The sequence below is a fragment of the Streptomyces sp. NPDC051243 genome (assembly GCF_044455405.1).
Taxonomy (GTDB): Bacteria; Actinomycetota; Actinomycetes; order Streptomycetales; family Streptomycetaceae; genus Streptomyces.
On the sequence record NZ_JBITES010000028.1, the window covers coordinates 85,219 to 102,974 of the forward strand.

Below are 17,756 nucleotides of genomic sequence, written 5' to 3' on the forward strand. Positions count from 1 at the left end.
CTCGCCCCGGTTGGGAACCAGGCCCTGTCGTCTGGATCAGGCCGGCTGTGAGGTGCGGCGCCCTTCAGCCGACCCGAGCCGGGTCGATGGGGGTGCCCCCGCGCGAGCCGGGCGAAGCCGGTTCGAGCGTGGGGGAGCGTGCAGCTGCAAGGCGGAGGAGGCTGTGACATCAGCCGCTACCGCGGCGGGCGACGCGATGGGGGTGCCCCCGCGCGAGGAGGTTCGAGCGGGTGAGTCGGCGAGTGACGACAACGCGGCTGGGGAACCCCCTGCTCGAAGAGCTTGGGGGAGCGCGTGCCAGGGCCCGCGACGCCGGGATGATCCAAACGACAGGGCCTTGGCCGTGTCCGCAAAGTCCCGCCTGCCCCGCGGCGGACGACGGGACTTTGCGGACACGACCTGGCCCCGGTCAAGTGGCTCAGCGCCCCAGCCACTTGACCTCGTACGCCTGGAACTCGACCTTCTCGCCGTCGATCTTCGCGCTGGTCTGCCGGTCGAGGGTGTTCACGGCCAGGATGACCTTGCCGGTGGCCAGGACCCGCACGTCGGGCTTGTCCACCGACACCGACGCGTGCTCGGTCCCCGGCCGGAACTCCTTGGCGAACCGGGCGACCAGGTCGTACATGGGCAGCTTCTCGCCGCCGCCCGCGGTGTCGGTCGGCGTCCACAGACAGCCGGCGCACTCGGTGCCCTTCTCCTCCTCCGGGTTCCAGTAGAAGCCGGAGGTGGTCCCGCCCTTGGCCAGCGCCATCATGCCGGCGGCCTGGACGGCGACCCGGCGGGCCTCGGACCAGCCCTTGCGGTCGTCGTTGCCGTCGGCGGGCTCGACGTAGTACTCGGCCCACCACAGCGGCAGGTCGCCGGTCTGCCCCCGCACCCACCGGCTCACGGCCGTGAACTTGTCGGTGGCCGTGAACTCGTCGGGCAGGAGCTCGTCGTCCCGGGTGTAGCTGGAGCCGTCCACGACGACGAAGTCGGCGCCGGCCTTGTGCTCGTTCCAGTAACCGAAGGCGTCGACGATGCGCTGGTCCAGGGCGCCCCAGGAGCCCTTGAGGGCCGTCGAGGCCTCCTCCGCGCGCGGGTCGACGCTGTCCATCACGAGGTACGGCCCGCCGACCATGATCTCCGGGTTGACCTTCTTCAACGCCCGGTAGACGAGGTTGTACAGCTCGGTGTAGCCCTCGTGGTCCCAGCGGGCCTCGGCATCGTTCCAGAAGCCCTTGAACTCGTTCCAGACGATGAAGTGCCGTACGTCCGGGTAGCGCTTGGCGACCGTGACGGCGAGCGCGGCGAAGTCGTCGAAGTGCTCGGGGTCGGGCGCCGTCTCCAGGGCGGCCTGGCTCCAGTCGGTGTTGTCGACGCCGGCCTTCCCGCCCTTCATCCAGTCGGGGGCGCAGCACAGGGTGACGACCGGGGTGCTGCCGGAGGCGCGCATGAAATCGATACGGCGGTCCATCGCCTCGAAGTCGTAACGCCCCTCGACCGGCTCGGGGTTGTCGGCGCCCCAGCCCATGATGTGCTGGATCTGCGGCAGCCCCCCGGCGTCCGCGAGCCGTCCCTCGACGCGCTTCACGGCGGCCGGGGCGCCCTCGTCGGCGCTGTACTGGGTGTGGGTGAACCCCCAGCCCACCTCCGGATCGGTCGCGTCCGGCGTCGCGGTCGGGGTGCCGTGCACCTTGTCGCCGTCGCGTGAGGTGCCGTCCGTGTTCACGCCGTTGCCCGGAAGCGTGGTGAACAGGGTCACCACTAGGGCCAGAGCCACCGCGCCCACGCCGAGCAGCGCGGTGAGCCGCCACCGCCGCGCCCCCGAATTCCACCCATGACGTCCCATCAAGGACAACGGTAACGGGGGTGCCCGCCGCGCGGGCGGGTTTCGCACGTACCCGGTGTGCGACAGGGCGGAGGGGAGCCGGAGGGGGAGCGGGGGCGCATCGGGCACGGCCCCCGGCCCTCGGGCGTGCACCGTTGGCGGGACGTGCCACGGAAACCGGGTGCAGAGGGGCGGCTCGTGCCGGATCATGGCCGCATGTCTGCGAACCCACACGACGCTCTGCCGATCCGGCTCAACGTCGACGACAGCGACTCGCCGTCCGACGTCGTCGACGCGCTGTTCCTCGGCCGCTTCGCGACGGGCGAGCAGCCGTACTCGCACGCGGTGAACATCGACCGCGTACGGTCCGGGGCGACACTCCTGCCGCCGGGCGCCCGCGTGCTGCGCGCCGCCCGCGACGACGACCGCAGCGCCACGCTGGCGGAGGGCGACGGCTGGACGCTGCTGATCTCCCGCTGGAACCGGGGCGCCGACGTCACGGTGACCGCGACCAGCGAGGAACTCGCGGCGCGCGTGCTGGGCGAGGCGACGGACGGCGCGGCGGACGAGCCCGAGCCGCAGCCGGAGAACGTGACCATGGGCTTCTGGTACGTCTCCCCCAGGCGCGGCCCGCACCGCACCACCCGGCAGATCTCGGCGGGCACCTGGGACGAGGTGCGGGCCAACTACACCGCGCCGGTCGCGGACGCGATGGACCGCCTGATGAAGACGACCCCGGAGGACATCGCGGGCCGGCTGCTCCTGCTGCACGGCCCGCCGGGCACCGGCAAGACGTCGGCGCTGCGGACGCTGGCCCGCTCCTGGCGGGACTGGTGCCAGGTGGACTGCGTACTGGACCCGGAGCGCCTGTTCTCCGACGTCGGCTATCTGATGGACATCGCGATCGGCGAGGAGGACGGGGCGGGCAAGGGACGCTGGCGGCTGCTGCTCCTGGAGGACTGCGACGAGCTGATCCGGGGAGAGGCGAAGCACACGGCGGGGCAGGCCCTGTCGAGGCTGCTGAACCTGACCGACGGCCTGCTCGGCCAGGGCCGCAACGTCCTGGTCGGCGTGACGACCAACGAGGACCTGGAGCGCCTGCACCCGGCCGTCGTCCGCCCCGGCCGCTGTCTGGCCCGCATCGAGGTGGGGCCGCTGACCCGCCGGGAGGCGGTGAACTGGCTGGGCACCGAGGAGGGCGTCGGCCGCGACGGCGCCACGCTGGCGGAGCTGTACGCGCTGCAGCGGGGTACGTCTCCGACGTCGCTGCCGGAGCCTCGGGAAGGTGCGGACTCCGGGCTGTATCTGTAGTGCTTTGATGGAATCTGCAGTGCTTTGATGGACGTATGACCCTGTTCGTCGGCACGTCGGGGTGGCAGTACCGGGACTGGCGGGACGTCCTGTATCCGTCCGGCGTCCCCATGCGCCTGTGGCTGGAGGAGTACACGGCGGCCTTCGCCACGGTCGAGATCAACAACGCCTTCTACCGGCTGCCCTCCCGGGAGAACTTCGAGGCGTGGCGGGACCGAGTGCCGGGTGACTTCGTGGTCGCGGTGAAGGCGAGCCGCTACCTGACCCACATCAAGCGGCTACGTGATCCCGAGGAGCCGGTGACCCGCCTGATGACGCACGCGGAGGGCCTGGGCCCCCGCCTGGGCCCGGTGCTCCTCCAGCTGCCGCCCACCCTGCGGGCGGACACCGACCTGCTGGACGCCTGCCTGGCGTGCTTCCCCGCGCGTACCCGAGTCGCCGTCGAACCCCGGCACGACAGCTGGTGGACGCCCGAGGTGCGCGAGGTGCTGGAGTCCCGGGGCGCGGCCCTGTGCTGGGCCGACGTCGAGTCCCGCCCCGTGACCCCGCTGTGGCGCACCACCGACTGGGGCTACGTCCGCTTCCACCAGGGCCGCGCCCGACGCTGGCCGCACTACGGCCGCCAGGCCCTGGACACCTGGGCCCACCGCATCGCGGACACCTGGTCCGGCGCGGAGGACGTGTACGCGTACTTCAACAACGACCCGACGGGGGCGGCGGTGGAGGACGCGATGACGTTCGCGGGGGTGGCGGCAAGGGCGGGCCTGGAACCGACGCGCACGCCACAGCAGCTCCCGTCACCTGCCTAGCAACGGTGCCCAACCCTGCTCAACCCCCGACAGGGCAACGCCCTACTCCCCGTAAGCCGCCCGCAGGGCATCCCGCACAGCGGCCAACGCAGCCGCCTCCGTGAGCCCGAGCCGCCGAGCCCGCTCCGCGTACGTCTGCGCGGCCGCCGCCAGCTCACGCTCCGCGGCCGAGCCGGCGGCCGCCACGAACGTGCCGTGGCGCCCCCGTGTCTCGATCACCCCGTCGCTCTCCAGCGCCCGGTACGCCTTGGCGACCGTGTTGGCCGCCAGCCCCAGCGACTCCGCCAACCCCCGCACGGTCGGCAGCCGGTACCCCACCGGCAGCACGCCCGACCGCGCCTGCTCGGAGATCTGCGCCCGCACCTGCTCGTACGGCGCGGCACTGTCGTCGATGTGGATCTTCAAGGTCACAGGCCGATTGTCCCGTACCCGCCGGAAAATGAGAGGCATCCTCCGCGCATCCCCACGTAGCGTGCGCCTTCATGACAGTGACCGTGCGCGACCTCCGCCCCGAAGTGCCCGCCGATGTCGAGCGCTTCGCCCACAGCCGCCACCTCGCTCTCCCCTACGTCCTGTGGACGCCGGAAGCCATCACCCACCGCCAGGCCCACACCCACCCCGACGCCCACTACCGCTCCCTCGTCGCGGAGGAGGACGGCGAGACGATCGGCACGGCCCAGGTCGGCATCGCGTACGACAGCCCGGAGCCGGGACAGGGCTACCTCAACATCTATGTGCGGCCGGACCGCACGCGCCGTGGCGCCGGCGCGCTCCTGGTCCGGGCCGCCGAGGAGCACCTGACCGCGCTGGGTGCGAGCAAGCTGTTCTCCTGGGTTCTCGACGAGCCGGGCAATCGCGCGTTCGCCGAGCGGCACGGCTACCGCGCGAGCCGCTCCGCCCACTTCCTGTGCCTGGACCTGGCGGGCGGGGCGCTGCCCCCGCTCCCGGAGCTCCCGGCGGGCGTCGAGCTGCGCACGGCCGCCGACTTCGCGGACGACCCGCGCCCGATGTTCGAGCTGGACGCGGAGACGACGTCGGACGAACCGAGCGACGTCGGCGCCGAGTTCACCGACTACGGCATCTGGGTCGAGGAGACCTGGAAGCACCCCCTCCTCGACCTGGACCTGACGTCGGTCGCCGTGGTCGACGGCCGCCCCGTCGCCTTCAGCGCCGCCTATACGGACCGCGCCACCCGCTACTCCACGGCGATGACCGGCACCGCGCGCGCCTTCCGCGGCCGGGGCCTGGCCAAGCTCGCCAAGAACGACTCCCTGCACCGCGCCCGGGCCGCCGGCTACAGGGAGGCGTTCACCGGCAACGACGCCGACAACGAACCTATGCTGGCGATCAACAAGTGGTTCGGCTACGAGATCTGCGCGACGGAGGTGCGGTATGTCCGCGAACTCGGCTGACCGGTCGAGCCGGCTGGACGTGGTGCTCGTCAAGGGCGGCCGTACGAAGATCCGTTACGCGGCCGAACTGCTCAACGACGACGGTACCCGCATCGTCGTCCGCGCCCCCTGGTCCGGCGCCGGAGTCCGCGACTTCGGCTTCGTCCGTTTCGAGCCGGGCGACGTCTTCACCGAGTACTACTGGCGCGACCGCTGGTACGCCGTGAAGGAGGTCCGCGACGCCGTGGGCGCCCTCAAGGGCTGGTACTGCGACGTCACCCGCCCGGCCACGCTGTCCGGCGGCGAGCTGGTCGTCGAGGACCTCGACCTGGACCTGTGGCGCTCCGCGGACGGCACGGACGTACGACGCCTGGACGAGGACGAGTTCGCCGAGAGCGGCCTGGCGGAGACGGATCCCGAGGCCGCCGCGGCGGCGGTGACGGCGCTGGACGAGCTGGAGGTGTTCGCCACCGCCGACGGCGGCCTGGAGTCGCTGCTGGACTAGGGCCTGTCGTTTGGATCAGGTCGGCTGAGAGGTACTGCGCTTTTCAGCCGACCCGAGCCGGGGGCGATGGGGGTGCCCCCGCGCGAGGTTGTTCGAGCGTGGGGGAGTCGGCAACCGACGACAACGCGGCTGGGGGTACCCCCTGCTCGAAGAGCTTGGGGGAGCGCGTGCCAGGGCCCGCGACGCAGGCGAGATCGGCCACCACGGCGTACCGCTCGTCGTCCACGGCCCTCCCCCACAGCAGTTCGTCGTCCGACAGCCGCTCCACGCGCACGCGCTCCGTCAGCGGGGCCAGGAGCTCGGTGAGCCGGTCCGCCGGTATGCCGACCGGGGTGACCGTCCCCCACACGCCCTGGACCAGCACCAGCCGCGCTCCGGGGCGCAGCAGCCCCGCCCAGTGCCACAGCACGCGCGCGGGGTCGGGCAACGCCCACAGCACATGCCGTACCAGCACCACGTCGAACCGCTCCTCCCCCACCGGCGGGGCCGCCGCGTCACCGACGAGGAACACCGCGTGACGTCCGGCGAGCTTGGCGCGGGCGAGGTCCACCATCGCCGGGGACAGATCCACTCCGGTGACCCGGTGCCCCTGCTCGGCGGCGAGGAGCGACATGCTGCCGGTGCCGCAGCCGAGGTCGAGGACGTCGGACGGGCGCTCGGGCAGCCAGGACCGCAGCCGGGCGGCCCAGGCGCGGCGCACCTCGGGGTCGCGCAGGCCGTGGTCCGGCTCGTCGTCGAAGGAGGCGGCCGCCGCGTCCCAGTCCAGGTCCGCCCCGGTCGTGCCCGCCCCGTCCATGTCCGTCCCTGTGACGGCGTCCTCACCATTCGTCATGTCGGTCATGCGGCCAAGAGTGACACCCGCCACTGACAGTCGAATGGTGACAACCGCCACTGACAGGACCAGCGGCGATGAGGAACTCTCCGCAAAAGGGTCTACCTCCACGAGAACGAGGAACTCGGTGGACCCTGAAGGAGGCAGCCATGCGCCGTGTGACCGTGCAGAAGCCCCTGAAGCGGAAGTCGGATGCCCGCCGGGTCCGGGAGGAGGCCGACGAGCGCCCCTCGGGACGACCGGAGGTCCGCGAGGACATCGCACGAACCTGGTGGCCGGACGGCTGAAACGCCCCGCCGGTCGAAAAAAATCGGAGACGCGTCAGGCAAGCCGCTTGCGGTAGTGGATACGGTCGTACGGCCCGTCCTCGCGACGCTCGGTCAACTCGTAGCCGAACTTCGGGTAGATCTTCTGGTTCTCCCACATCATCGCGTTCGTATAGAGCCTGACTTCGTGCAGACCCAGTGCACGCGCGCGTGCGTCCACGAAGTGCAGCAGCCGCCGCCCCACGCCCCTGCCATGTGCGTCGGGGTGGACGGCGATGCTGTCGAGGAACAAATGGTCCTCGCGTGCCTCGACCACGACGAGCCCGGTCACGGGATCGCCCGTCACGAACACCTTCCCCGCGGCCACGTTCGCCGCGTGGTCCGCCTCCATGGGCACCGGGACCACGCCGATGCGCTCGATGTAGGGCGTGAAGGCCGCGTCCGTCACGGCCTTCACGGCCGGTACGTCGGCGGCCGTGGCGGGCCGGATCTCCTCGCTCGTCATGGCCTGAACGCTACCTACCTGATCTCAGTCTGAGCACTCCCTTAAGGCGACCCTAAAGATCGCCTCGAACCCCCTGCGACAGGCGATTTCACGGTTTCTTGGATCCGGCACCCACCAGTTCCGGTTCCGAGGAGATCCCCCATGCCCTTCCCCAAGCTCTCAACCGCGTTCGAGCAGGGGATGCCCCGACGCCGCAGGGCCGCCGCGGTCGCCGTCGTCGGCCTGACCCCGCTCGCCCTGACCGCCCTCGCCGCCGCGCCCGCCTCGGCGCACGGTTCGATGGGCGACCCGGTCAGCCGGGTCTCGCAGTGCTACGCGGAGGGCCCCGAGAGCCCGAAGTCCGACGCGTGCAAGGCGGCGGTCGCCGCGGGCGGCACGCAGGCCCTCTACGACTGGAACGGCATCCGCATCGGCGACGCGGCCGGCCGCCACCAGGAGCTGATCCCGGACGGCAGGCTGTGCAGCGCGAACAGCGAGGAGTTCAAGGGCCTCGACCTGGCCCGCGCCGACTGGCCGGCGACGAGCGTGAGCAGTGGGTCGTACACCTTCAAGTACCGCGTGACCGCCCCGCACAAGGGCACGTTCAAGGTCTACATCACCAAGCCGGGCTACGACCCCACGAAGCCGCCGGCCTGGGACGACCTGGACCTGGCGAACCCGGTGGCGACGGCCACCGACCCGGCGGCCTCGGGCGGTTTCTACACGTTCTCCGGCACCCTGCCCGAGCGCTCCGGCAAGCAGCTGCTGTACGCGGTCTGGCAGCGCTCGGACAGCCCGGAGGCGTTCTACTCCTGCTCGGACGTCACCTTCGGCGGTGGCGGCGACGGCTCGGGCGGCGGCACCGACAGCTCAGGCAGCTCCGGCAGTGGCGGCAACGGCGACGAGGCCGAGGCGGCCCCGAGCGCCTCGGCGCCCTCTGAAGAACAGATCGAGGCCGGTACCGACAAGTCGACGATCGAGCACAACGGCCACGGTGACCAGGACGCCGGTACGTCGGCGGAGCCGGCCGCGGCGGCCGGGGAGGTGCGGTCCGCCAACCAGCCGAAGGCCGCCGGCGCCACCGAGAACCTCGCCGAGACGGGCGGGGACAGCGGCACGGCGTATCTGGCGATGGGCGGTGCGGCGACGTTGGCGCTCGGCTCGGCGGTCCTGTTCGCGTCGGTGCGCAGGCGCGCGGCCGCAGGCCGGCACGGCCGCTGATCCGGCTGCTCCAAAGGCTCCGGGGCCTGACCGGCGGCTCAGGCCGGTCAGGCCCCGGTGGTGTGTCCGTACTCAAACGCTCGCGTGCTCAAGGCCTCGAGGCCCCATGTATTCAGGAACTGACGTGCTCAGCCGATCGCCGACGCGCAGGTGGTGGGGGTGGCGCGGGCCGGGTCGAGCGCGTTGGCCACCTCGTGGAAGGCGATCCGGTCGGTCAGGCCCAGGAACGCGTGCTCGGACAGATCGACCGCGCACAGATCCTGGATCAGGACGTTCTTCACGTCGGGCCCGCTCAGGAACTGACTCCGGTATGGCGTGACCACCTCGTCGTACTTGGTGGCGATGACCGTGTAGCGGACGCCGGGGACGGTGTCGCCGCCGGCGTTGAGCCTGGTCATGAAGTCGGATCCGACGACCTGCTGGGCGAGGGCGGGCGTGGCGGTGGAGAGCAGGTCCTCGGCGCCGGGGAAGTAGGGCAGCAGGTTGGTGAGCCCGGCCAGGGTGGTGCCGTGGTTGTTGGGCGCGATGCCGACCAGGGCGTTCACCTTGGCGGCGCCGCCGAGGAACTTGAGGTAGTAGCGGGGCATCATGCCGCCCTGCGAGTGGCCGACCAGGTCGGCCTCGGCGGCGCCGGTCGCGGCGAGCACCTTGTCGACGTAGGCGGACAGTTGCTCCGCCGACTTGTCGATGGGGCCGAGCGCATGGAAGAACGGCACGCCCGGCAGCTGGCCGTAGTCGAGGGAGAAGACGCAGTAGCCCCGGTTCTTCAAGTAGGGGGCGAGGCCCAGCCAGTTGTCGACGGAGTTGGCGAAGGTGCCGTGCACGAGGACGACGGGGCGGGGGTGGGCGGCGGACGGCTTGCAGGAGTAGTCGTTCCAGCCACTGTTCGAGGTCGCCGTCGCTTCGGCCGCCTGGGCGGTGGTGGCGGCGGGGACGACGGCGACCGCGGCGGTCAGCAGCAGCGCGGCCAGGGGTCTGAGCACTCGTTTCCAGGGCAGCATCGGGTGATCTCCTTGCGGCTCAAGGGAGGTGCGACTGCCTTACGCCCTGTGATCCGGATCACGAGGATGCTGTTCACTCGTCAAGTTACGGGCGAGTAGTAGACGTGTGAAGTTACGCGTCAGTAAAAACTTCCAGTGATAGTCAGCGGCGGGACATCATCACTGACGGACCGTCACCAGGCGGGCCTGATGGGCCCATTGGGAGAGATGCGCGCCAATTGCTCGAGCAGCGCCCGCATTTCACCCTCACCCAGCACCTCACCCCACGCCCGCACAGCGTCCGCGGCCGCCTCCTCGGCCGCACGGGTGCAGGCCCGCCCTCGCTCGGTCAGCACGATCAGACGGGCACGTGCGTCCCCCGGATGCGGCCGGCGCTCGGCGTACCCCTTGCGCACGATCTCGTCGACGAGCTGACTGGCGGCCTGCTTGGTCACGCCGAGATGGACGGCGAGGTCGGTGACCGTGGCACCGTCCGGGGCGAGCCGGGCGAACGCAAAGCCGTGGGCGGGCCGCAGCCCCTCGAAGCCACGGGCGACCACGCCGTCATGGATGCGTTGCGTGAGCTCACCGGCGACGGCGAGCAGGGCTGCGGACAGGGCCATGGCTTCGGAGTTGCGCACGCAGGCATTGAAACACCCTTGACGAATTGGTCAAGCGGCTTGACCATAGCTCTAGCCCGCATAGTCAAGCTGCTTGACTACTTCATGAACAGAAGTCCAGATGCCCGTGATCCGCGCGTCCGAAGCCGTCACCCATGAAATCCACGGCGCCCGCTTCGTCTCGTACGCCACCCCTCGCACCGGTAGCAAGGAGCTGTGCGCCTGGCGCGGCGAGATCCCGGCCGGCACCAAGGCGCCCGCGCACACCGTCAGCCGGGAGGAGATCCTCCACCTGCTCGACGGTGAGCTGCTGATCACGCTCGACGACCGCACCGAGCGGATCGGTTCAGGCGACACCCTGATCGTCAATGCGGGCGCGACCCTGACCGTCGAGAACCCGGCCGACCGGACCGCCGTCACCTGGGTCACCACGTCCACAGGCCTGACGGCGGAGCTGGCCGACGGCACGCGGATCACGCCGCCGTGGGCGAACTGAACCCTGGGCGGCGAGCGGGTCGAAGGTGAGCCGACCGGCGGCCCGCTCGGCGAGGTCGAGGTCCTCGGCGCGCAGGGCGAGGGCACGGACGCGGGTGTGCCGGGGGCCGAGGACGTCGTACATGTCGTACGCGGCCCTGGTCAGCACGGCCGGGGCGGCCGTCGGTTCCGTCAAGCCACGACTGCGGGTCGCCGCGGAGCGGTCGGTGTAGCGCACGGTGAGGGTCAGAGCGCGGCAGACCTTGCCGAGGGCACGCAGCCGGGCGCCCAGCTCCTCGGCGGCCGAGAGGAGGACGTGGCGGTGCCCGGCGGAGTCCGGCTCCTCGCGGGTGAAGGGGCGTTCCGTGACCAGCGAGCGCGACACGGCGTTCGGGACGACCCGGCCCCGGTCGATCCCGCTCGCCTTCTCGCGCAACTCACGGCCGACCCCCGAGCCGAGCAGGCGTTGGAGCGTGGACAGGGGTGCGGCGGCGACCAGGCCGAGGGTGTCGAGGCCGGACTCGCGCAGAGTGCGGGCCGTCGCGGCGCCGACGCCGGGCAGCGCGGCCACGGGCTTCCCGGCGAGGAACTCCGCGACGGCGCCCTCGGGGACGGCACATGTCTCCCCCGGCCCGGCCTCCCGCAGCGCCACGCGGGCCAGCATCGGCCCCGGCCCGGCGCCGATCGCGCAGTCGACCCCGTGCTGGGCGAGCGCACGTGCCCGGATCACCGAGGCCAGCTCGACCACACCGCGCCCGAAGTGCCGCTCGGCACCCCGCAGATCGGCCAGCGCGCCGTCCGGCGGCAGCGCCTCCACGACCGGCGTGAAGTCCTCCAGTAACCGGAGCAGCCCCGGCAGGGTCGCCGCCTCGCCCGCCGGCGGCAGCTGGAAACGTACGCAGAGGATGGTCATCCCGCACTCCCCGGGCTCTGGTGCCACAACTTCCGTACTCGTAAAGGCGTTCGACCCGCCGGTCGCGGATCGGCCCACGGGTTCGGTTCGTATCCCGCGGGCCTTTTGGATTCACCCGGCCCGGGCCCTTTCCCGTGATTCCCGACCGCCGGACAGGCCTTGGCGTCAGGCGTCGGCGGACGGCGTTCCCGGCGCATGTGATCAGTCCGCGAGCGTCGCGGGCCGTACGGCCTGCGGTCCGAAGCGCCGTCGGGCGCGGTCCGCGGCGGCTTCGGCCGCGCGGGCCCGGGCGTCACCGGGATCCAGGGAGAGTTGCCAGTAGGCGCTCTCGGCCGGCAGCAGACCGTCGGCGCGGATCGCGTAGGCGCGAACGCGTGCCCGCTGCAGTCCGAGGGAGGTCAGCAGACCGAGTGCGGTCGCGGCGAGGGCGGGTGAGTGGTGGGTGGGTTCCGGCAGCGCACGCGTGCGCGTGCTGGAGCTGCGGTCGGCGTACCGCACCGTGAGGGTGAGCCGGCTCGCGATCCGCCCTTCGCCGCGCAGGCGCCCGCCGAGCTGCTCGGCGAGCCCCAGGACCGCACGGTGATGCCCTGCGGGATCGAGGCAGTCCCGTTCCAGCACCAGGTCGGCGACCAGGTGCTCCGCGGGTTCCGATGGGGTGACCGGGCGGGGGTCGTGGCCGCGGGCGCGCTCGGCCAGCAGCCGGGCCTGGCCGGCGCCGAGGAGCCGTTGCAGGGTCGCCGAGGGCAGTTCGGTGATCTGGCCGATGGTGTGCAGGCCGTATCTGCCGAGGGTCGACGCCGTGGCGCGGCCGATACCGGGCAGCGCGGTGACCGGGCGGGGGTGGAGCCAGTCGGCGGCCCGCTCGGCGGGGACCCAGGTGGTCTCGCCCGGCGCGGACGCGTCGGCCGCCATCGCCGCCAGCATCCGATTGCCCGCGAGCCCGGCGCTGCAGTCGATGCCGTAGAGGAGCTTCAGTCTCATCATCGTCGTCTGGACCAGGTCGTAGGGAGAGAGGCCGAAGTACCTGAGCGCCGACGTCAGGTCGAGCTGGACGGCGTCGGGCGGAACGGCCTGCACATGAGGCGTGACACCGGACATCAGTTCGATTACATCACCGTACTGGGCCTCGGTGAGCGCCGCGTGCAGATGGAGGTGGGCGATGTGCCGCTGACGTGTGCTCATCCCGCACTCCCCGAGCTGCGGTGGCCGAACTTCTTCAGGTCGGCCGAGCCGGTGCCGGCGGGCTGCAGGTCGGCGTACGGATGCAGCCGGGCCCCTGTCGTGCCGTTGACCAGGGTGCGGTGCGGCTGGGCGGGGGTCGGGTGCGGGCGGGTCTCGCCGAGGAGGGCGAGCGCGGCCTCGGGACCGTTGTCGCGACGGGCGGCGGCGATCTCGTCCAGGTCCCAGGCCATGGCGCCGACGACGGTACGGCGGGTGCCGCGCACCTGGACCGTGCCGCGCACCAGCAGCAGCCCGCTGTGGAAGACGGTGTGCGCGCAGGCCGGGTGCGAGTCCTCGAAGAAGGCCAGGTCGACCAGGCCGGAGCCGTCCTCCAGGGTGACGAAGATGATGCGCTTGCCGCTCGCGATCGGCGGGGTCTGGGTCGAGGCCCGCACACCGGCGACCAGCACCTGCTGACCGGCCCGCAGTCCGGCCAGATGCGCCGCGTCGGTCGCGCCGATCTCCCGCAGCAGCCGGTGGTGGTGCTCCATCAGATGCCTGGAGACATCGATGCCGAGGGTGCTCAGCTCCGCGCTCAGCGCCTCCCGCCCGGTCATCTCCGGCAGCCCGCTGGGCTCCGCCCCGCCGACGGCGCCCGCGACGATGGGCAACTGGCCCTCGTGCGCGGACCGGGACCGGGACTGCCGGTGCAACTCGGCGATCTGGAGCAGCAGATCACGCCGGGTGAGCCGGCCGTCGTGCAGAGGGTTCAGGGCGCCGATCTCCGCGAGACGCTCGGCGACGGGCCTGCTGGGCCGGGCCCGCTGCCAGAAGTCCGACAGCGATCCGTACGGCTGCCCCTCCTCGATCCGCGCGCACTCGTCCTCGCTGATGCCGTGCACCGCGGACAGGGCGAGCCGTACGCCCCACTGGTCCCCGTCGGCCTTCTCCACGGTGTGCTTCACCCGGGAGCGGTTGACGTCGACCGGCAGCACGGGCACCCCACTGCGACGGGCGTCGGAGACGAGGACCCGCTTGGGCCACATCCCGGGGTCGTGTTCGAGCAGGCCCGCCAGCAGGAACGCCGGATAGTGCGCCTTGAGCCAGGCGCTCTGCAGCGCCGGTACGGCGAACGCGACCGCGTGGGCGCGGCAGAAGCCGTACGCCCCGAAGGCCTCGACGGTCTTCCAGACCTCGTCCAGGACGGCCGCGCTGTAGCCACGCGCGCGTGCCCGCTCGTGGAACCAGTCCTTGATCCTGGGCAGTTGCCCCTTGTCGCCGAGGGCCCGCCTGGTGATCTCCGCGAAGGCCCGGTCGCAGCCGGTCATCACCGACAGCGTCTCGATGATCTGCTCGTGCCAGATGGTCACGCCGTAGGTGTCGGCGAGCACCGGCTCCAGGTCCGGATGGGCGTACGACGGTCTGCCGCCGTGCCGGGCGGCGATGTACCGCTCGGGCATGCCGCCGGCGACCGGCCCGGGCCGGAAGAGGCTGATGTCGGCGATGACGTCCTGCACATCGCGCGGCTGCAGCCGGGACAGCAGGTCCTGCTGGCCGGGCGACTCGAGCTGGAACAGGCCCAGGGTCCGGCTCTCCTGGATGAGCTTGAACGCGAAGACGTCGTCGAGCGGCACCTGCCCGGGGTCGTCCAGGTCGATGCGGTTGCCGGTGGTCCGTTCGATCTCGGCGACGGCGTGGGCCATCGCGGACTGCATGCGCACGCCCAGGACATCCAGCTTGATGTTGCCCAGCGCCTCGATCTCCTCCTTCGCGGCCATGGCCATGGGGTAGTCGCCCTGCGGGGTGGGCTGCACCGGCAGCCGGTCCAGGAGGGTGGCGTCGCTGATGACCACGCCGCAGGGGTGCATGGCCATGCCGTGGACCAGGGAGTCGAGGCCCTCGGCGAGCTCCCACAACGGCCCGTACCGGCCCGCCTCACCCGCCAGCTGCCTCAGCTCGGGCAGTTCGGCGAGGGCGGCGGTGATGTCGGAGGCGGGCAGGTGCGGGAAGCTCTTGGCGATCCGGTCGACGTCCGCCGGCTCGATCCCCAGCGCGAGACCGGTGTCCCGCAGGGCCCGGCGGGCCCGGTAGGTCTCGGGCATGGCGGTGACCGCCACCCGTTCCTTGCCGAACCGCTCGAAGATCGTGTCGTAGCACTCCAGGCGCCGGGCGGACTCCACGTCGATGTCGATGTCGGGCAGCGAGGCCCGGCGCACGCTCAGGAAGCGTTCGAACAGCAACCGGTGGTCGAGCGGGTTGGCGGTGGCGATGTCCAGCGCGTGGCAGACCATCGACCCGGCGCCGGAGCCGCGGGCCGCGACCCGGATGCCCTTGGCCCGGATGTCGGCCACGACCTGTCCTATGGCGAGGAAGTACGAGTCGTAGTCCAGCGTGGAAATCACCTTGAGCTCTTCGTCCAGCCGGTCGAGCGCCGTCCGGTCGCGGTCGAGGCCCCGCCGGGCCATGCCGGCCTCGCACTGCCGGCGCAGCAGCTGGGCGGCTCCTCCTGTTCCGGGCCCGGCGCCGAAGAGCGACGGTTCCGGGAAGTGCGGCGTGCCCAGCCCGAGGTCCGCTCCGGGGTCGACGGTGCACGCGGCCGCCGTGGCGGCGGTGTCCGCCAGCAGCCGGCGGGCCCGCCGGGCGTCCCCTCCGGCGCACTCGGCGACCATCCGCGCGACGACCGCCATCGCCCTGTCGTCCTTGAGCCAGCGCTGCCCGCTGTCCAGGTGGCGTCGGTCGATGGGGCGCAGCAGCCGCGCGGCGTCCAGGACATCGGCAAGCCGATGCTGTTCGGGATCGGCGTAGCGGACGGCGTTGGAGAGCACCGCGGTCGTGCGGGTGCGATCGGCCAGCGCCAGGGTTCGGGCAGCCAGCCGAAGCGACCCCGGATCTGTGCCAAAACGTTTCTGCGCCACAGCCTCCAGCCGGACCCCCGTCCCGAAGATCTCCTTCCACGGCGCCAGCAGCTTCACCGCGACGTCCTCCCGCCCCACCGACAGCGCCCGCACCGGCTCCGACAGCGGCCCGAGCAGGACCACCAGCCCCGGACCGCCGTACTCACGCAACGCCTCCCACGGCACCACCGGCGGCGTACCGGACAGAGCGCCGACATGGGCGGCCGACGTGATACGGCACAGCCGCGCCCACCCCTCCCTGTTCCGCGCGAGCAGCACGAACCGCAGCGGCGGCTCGATGACGTACGCACCACCGCGCGCCGGGGTACGGCGACGCCGGCCGGGCGGCGGGGGCGCAAGGGCCTCCACCGCCAGGTCGATGCCGAAAACCGGCCGGACCCCGTCCTTCGCACACGCCTGCGCGAACCGCACGGCCCCGGTGACCGTGTCCCGGTCGGTGAGCGCCAGCACGGCCATACCCCGCTCGGCGGCCCGCCGGACGAGCTGTTCGGGGTGGGATGCGCCATAGCGGGCGGAGTAACCGGACGCGACGTGCACGTGGGCGAAACCCTCCATGCCGCACCTCCATCACTCCACCCCTTTTAAGCCATAAGCCCGATATGTTCATCGTACTCGCGTTCGATTACTCTAACCCCATCAACCCCGGTCAGCGACCCAAATTCGAACACATCATCGACCCCCAGGGACTCGAACAGCGATCGAAACAAGCCCCGCCCCCTCGACTCCCCAGCCGGCCGGAGCAGTTGGGGCAGAACATCCGTACGACATCCATTCGGCCGCCTCCCACCTGCACGAACACCACAGGCCCCAGACGGTGGGGGCATGACGCAGACCACCGGCACCGGCACTCCGCGCAGCCCCTTCCTCGCCGAGGTGAAGGACGCGGTCACTCCACGAGCCACCCTGCTCGTGACCGGTGTGGTGATCCTCCACCTGCTCTTCATCGCCTCCTATGTGGGCGCACTCCACGACCCGAAGCCCAAGGACGTGCCCTTCGGAGTCGTGGCCCCCCAGGCCGCCGCCCAGCAGTCGGTGACCCACCTGGAGAACCTCCCCGGCGACCCGCTCGACCCACGCGCCCTGCCAGACGAACGAACGGCTCGCGAGCAGATCCTGAACCGGGAGATCGACGGCGCCCTGCTGATCAACCCGGCCGGCACCACCGACACCCTCCTGGTGGCCACCGGCGGCGGAAGGGTGCTGGCCACCACCCTGGAGACCCTCGTCACCACCCTGGAGAAATCCGAGGCACGCACCCTGCGCACCCTCGACGCGGCCCCCGCCGACCCGCACGACGCCAACGGGCTCACGTCCTTCTACGTGACCGTGGGCTGGTGCGTGGGCGGCTACCTGTGCGCGTCGATCATGACGATCAGCTCGGGCGCCGGCCGCCCCACCCCCAGACGCTCGGCGATCCGCCTCATCGCCATGGCCGTGGTCGCATTCGTCGGCGGCCTCGGCGGCGCCCTGATCGTGGGCCCCGTCCTCAGCGCCCTGCCGGGCAGCATCGCCGCCCTCTGGGGCCTGGGCGCCCTGATCATCTTCGCGGTCGGCGCGGCCACGCTCGCCTTCCAGGCCATCTTCGGCATGGCCGGCATCGGCCTGGTCATCCTGATCGTCGTCATCCTGGGCAACCCGAGCGCGGGCGGCGCCCTCCCACCCCCACTGCTCCCACCGTTCTGGCGAGACATCGGCCCAGCACTACCGCCCGGCGCGGGCACCTGGGCAACACGCTCGATCGCCTACTTCGACGGCAACGACATGACCGCATCACTCCTGGTGCTGTCGGCGTGGGCGGCGGCGGGGATCGCCGTCACACTCCTGGCGGCGACACTGCGAGCGGGCGGCAGGGCGCCCAGGATGCCGTAATCACCCAAAGGGATGGGGGACGCACCGGCACGCGCGTACGGCGGGAAGGGGACGGGCCGGGGGGGTGTCCGCCCGCAGTGGCCGGCGTCAAGAAACAGCACCTCCCGCGCAACCCCAGCCGCCGGTCCGAGGACGGACACCCCCCGCCCCCGCCCCCCCCCCCCCCCCCCCCCCGCCCGCCCCCCGGCCCCCCCC

Annotated in this window: 15 protein-coding genes and 2 pseudogenes; 8 read left to right on the forward strand and 9 right to left on the reverse strand. The window is 71.9% G+C overall.

What is annotated here, in order from left to right:
* Positions 1–418: 418 nt before the first annotated feature.
* Positions 419–1,831, reverse strand: coding sequence for a xylan 1,4-beta-xylosidase (locus ACIBAG_RS44365; RefSeq protein WP_399113668.1), 1,413 nt, complete (start codon positions 1,829–1,831; stop codon positions 419–421).
* Between the two features lie 195 nt (positions 1,832–2,026).
* Here ACIBAG_RS44365 and ACIBAG_RS44370 point away from each other — a divergent pair, with 195 nt between their 5' ends.
* Together ACIBAG_RS44370 and ACIBAG_RS44375 are read left to right on the forward strand one after the other, a co-directional pair.
* Positions 2,027–3,121, forward strand: a complete 1,095-nt coding sequence (locus tag ACIBAG_RS44370) for a DUF5925 domain-containing protein (protein WP_399113670.1) — start codon at positions 2,027–2,029, stop codon at positions 3,119–3,121.
* A gap of 35 nt (positions 3,122–3,156) precedes the next feature.
* Positions 3,157–3,930: a DUF72 domain-containing protein gene (locus ACIBAG_RS44375; protein ID WP_399113671.1), complete on the forward strand. Its 774-nt coding sequence runs from the start codon at positions 3,157–3,159 to the stop codon at positions 3,928–3,930.
* 42 nt (positions 3,931–3,972) lie between these two features.
* Here ACIBAG_RS44375 and ACIBAG_RS44380 read toward each other — a convergent pair whose 3' ends face one another.
* Entirely contained in the window at positions 3,973–4,341 is a 369-nt protein-coding gene (locus tag ACIBAG_RS44380) for a GntR family transcriptional regulator (RefSeq protein WP_399113673.1), read from the reverse strand.
* A 71-nt stretch (positions 4,342–4,412) separates the two neighbouring features.
* Here ACIBAG_RS44380 and ACIBAG_RS44385 point away from each other — a divergent pair, with 71 nt between their 5' ends.
* Both ACIBAG_RS44385 and ACIBAG_RS44390 read left to right on the forward strand, forming a co-directional pair.
* Complete coding sequence (locus ACIBAG_RS44385; RefSeq protein ID WP_399113675.1) at positions 4,413–5,342, forward strand: GNAT family N-acetyltransferase; 930 nt, start codon at positions 4,413–4,415, stop codon at positions 5,340–5,342.
* A complete protein-coding gene (locus ACIBAG_RS44390; protein WP_399113677.1) occupies positions 5,323–5,826 on the forward strand; it encodes a DUF402 domain-containing protein in 504 nt (167 codons plus the stop codon). Before ACIBAG_RS44385 ends, ACIBAG_RS44390 begins: the two co-directional genes overlap by 20 nt.
* 196 nt (positions 5,827–6,022) lie before the next feature.
* Here ACIBAG_RS44390 and ACIBAG_RS44395 read toward each other — a convergent pair.
* Positions 6,023–6,658 (reverse strand): annotated as a pseudogene (locus ACIBAG_RS44395) (class I SAM-dependent methyltransferase); the annotation flags it as partial.
* A gap of 149 nt (positions 6,659–6,807) precedes the next feature.
* On the opposite strand from ACIBAG_RS44395, the gene ACIBAG_RS44400 reads away from it, so the two are divergent.
* Positions 6,808–6,945: a hypothetical protein gene (locus ACIBAG_RS44400; RefSeq protein ID WP_399113678.1), complete on the forward strand. Its 138-nt coding sequence runs from the start codon at positions 6,808–6,810 to the stop codon at positions 6,943–6,945.
* 34 nt (positions 6,946–6,979) lie between these two features.
* On the opposite strand, the gene ACIBAG_RS44405 is transcribed toward ACIBAG_RS44400, so the two are convergent.
* Complete coding sequence (locus ACIBAG_RS44405) at positions 6,980–7,429, reverse strand: GNAT family N-acetyltransferase (RefSeq protein ID WP_399113679.1); 450 nt, start codon at positions 7,427–7,429, stop codon at positions 6,980–6,982.
* Between the two features lie 180 nt (positions 7,430–7,609).
* Here ACIBAG_RS44405 and ACIBAG_RS44410 point away from each other — a divergent pair, with 180 nt between their 5' ends.
* Positions 7,610–8,629 carry a lytic polysaccharide monooxygenase gene (locus ACIBAG_RS44410; RefSeq protein WP_399113688.1) on the forward strand — a complete coding sequence of 340 codons (1,020 nt, stop codon included), beginning with the start codon at positions 7,610–7,612 and terminating at the stop codon, positions 8,627–8,629.
* Between the two features lie 128 nt (positions 8,630–8,757).
* Here ACIBAG_RS44410 and ACIBAG_RS44415 read toward each other — a convergent pair whose 3' ends face one another.
* Together ACIBAG_RS44415 and ACIBAG_RS44420 are read right to left on the reverse strand one after the other, a co-directional pair.
* A complete protein-coding gene (locus tag ACIBAG_RS44415) occupies positions 8,758–9,630 on the reverse strand; it encodes an esterase/lipase family protein (RefSeq protein ID WP_399113680.1) in 873 nt (290 codons plus the stop codon).
* A gap of 173 nt (positions 9,631–9,803) precedes the next feature.
* Positions 9,804–10,250, reverse strand: a complete 447-nt coding sequence (locus ACIBAG_RS44420; protein WP_399113682.1) for a MarR family winged helix-turn-helix transcriptional regulator — start codon at positions 10,248–10,250, stop codon at positions 9,804–9,806.
* Between the two features lie 100 nt (positions 10,251–10,350).
* On the opposite strand from ACIBAG_RS44420, the gene ACIBAG_RS44425 reads away from it, so the two are divergent.
* Positions 10,351–10,725, forward strand: a complete 375-nt coding sequence (locus ACIBAG_RS44425; RefSeq protein WP_399113683.1) for a cupin domain-containing protein — start codon at positions 10,351–10,353, stop codon at positions 10,723–10,725.
* A 15-nt stretch (positions 10,726–10,740) separates the two neighbouring features.
* On the opposite strand, the pseudogene ACIBAG_RS44430 reads toward ACIBAG_RS44425, so the two are convergent.
* The 3 genes and pseudogenes from ACIBAG_RS44430 to ACIBAG_RS44440 form a co-directional block, all read right to left on the reverse strand.
* Positions 10,741–11,616, reverse strand: a pseudogene (locus tag ACIBAG_RS44430) (DNA polymerase thumb domain-containing protein); the annotation flags it as partial.
* A 201-nt stretch (positions 11,617–11,817) separates the two neighbouring features.
* Positions 11,818–12,798 (reverse strand): DNA polymerase thumb domain-containing protein, encoded by a 981-nt coding sequence (locus tag ACIBAG_RS44435; RefSeq protein ID WP_399113684.1) that lies wholly within the window; start codon positions 12,796–12,798, stop codon positions 11,818–11,820.
* Complete coding sequence (locus tag ACIBAG_RS44440; protein ID WP_399113685.1) at positions 12,795–16,247, reverse strand: DNA polymerase III subunit alpha; 3,453 nt, start codon at positions 16,245–16,247, stop codon at positions 12,795–12,797. Before ACIBAG_RS44440 ends, ACIBAG_RS44435 begins: the two co-directional genes overlap by 4 nt.
* A 267-nt stretch (positions 16,248–16,514) precedes the next feature.
* On the opposite strand from ACIBAG_RS44440, the gene ACIBAG_RS44445 reads away from it, so the two are divergent.
* Positions 16,515–17,561, forward strand: a complete 1,047-nt coding sequence (locus ACIBAG_RS44445) for a DUF3533 domain-containing protein (protein WP_399113686.1) — start codon at positions 16,515–16,517, stop codon at positions 17,559–17,561.
* Positions 17,562–17,756: the final 195 nt, after the last annotated feature.

Coding starts and splice junctions, on each gene's coding strand:
- ACIBAG_RS44375 (WP_399113671.1), top strand. CDS start 3,157: ATGACCCTGTTCGTCGGCACGTCGGGGTGGCAGTACCGGGACTGGCGG.
- ACIBAG_RS44365 (WP_399113668.1), bottom strand. CDS start 1,831: ATGGGACGTCATGGGTGGAATTCGGGGGCGCGGCGGTGGCGGCTCACC.
- ACIBAG_RS44405 (WP_399113679.1), bottom strand. CDS start 7,429: ATGACGAGCGAGGAGATCCGGCCCGCCACGGCCGCCGACGTACCGGCC.
- ACIBAG_RS44370 (WP_399113670.1), top strand. CDS start 2,027: ATGTCTGCGAACCCACACGACGCTCTGCCGATCCGGCTCAACGTCGAC.
- ACIBAG_RS44425 (WP_399113683.1), top strand. CDS start 10,351: ATGCCCGTGATCCGCGCGTCCGAAGCCGTCACCCATGAAATCCACGGC.
- ACIBAG_RS44385 (WP_399113675.1), top strand. CDS start 4,413: ATGACAGTGACCGTGCGCGACCTCCGCCCCGAAGTGCCCGCCGATGTC.
- ACIBAG_RS44410 (WP_399113688.1), top strand. CDS start 7,610: ATGCCCCGACGCCGCAGGGCCGCCGCGGTCGCCGTCGTCGGCCTGACC.
- ACIBAG_RS44400 (WP_399113678.1), top strand. CDS start 6,808: ATGCGCCGTGTGACCGTGCAGAAGCCCCTGAAGCGGAAGTCGGATGCC.
- ACIBAG_RS44435 (WP_399113684.1), bottom strand. CDS start 12,798: ATGAGCACACGTCAGCGGCACATCGCCCACCTCCATCTGCACGCGGCG.
- ACIBAG_RS44440 (WP_399113685.1), bottom strand. CDS start 16,247: ATGGAGGGTTTCGCCCACGTGCACGTCGCGTCCGGTTACTCCGCCCGC.
- ACIBAG_RS44415 (WP_399113680.1), bottom strand. CDS start 9,630: ATGCTGCCCTGGAAACGAGTGCTCAGACCCCTGGCCGCGCTGCTGCTG.
- ACIBAG_RS44445 (WP_399113686.1), top strand. CDS start 16,515: ATGACGCAGACCACCGGCACCGGCACTCCGCGCAGCCCCTTCCTCGCC.
- ACIBAG_RS44390 (WP_399113677.1), top strand. CDS start 5,323: ATGTCCGCGAACTCGGCTGACCGGTCGAGCCGGCTGGACGTGGTGCTC.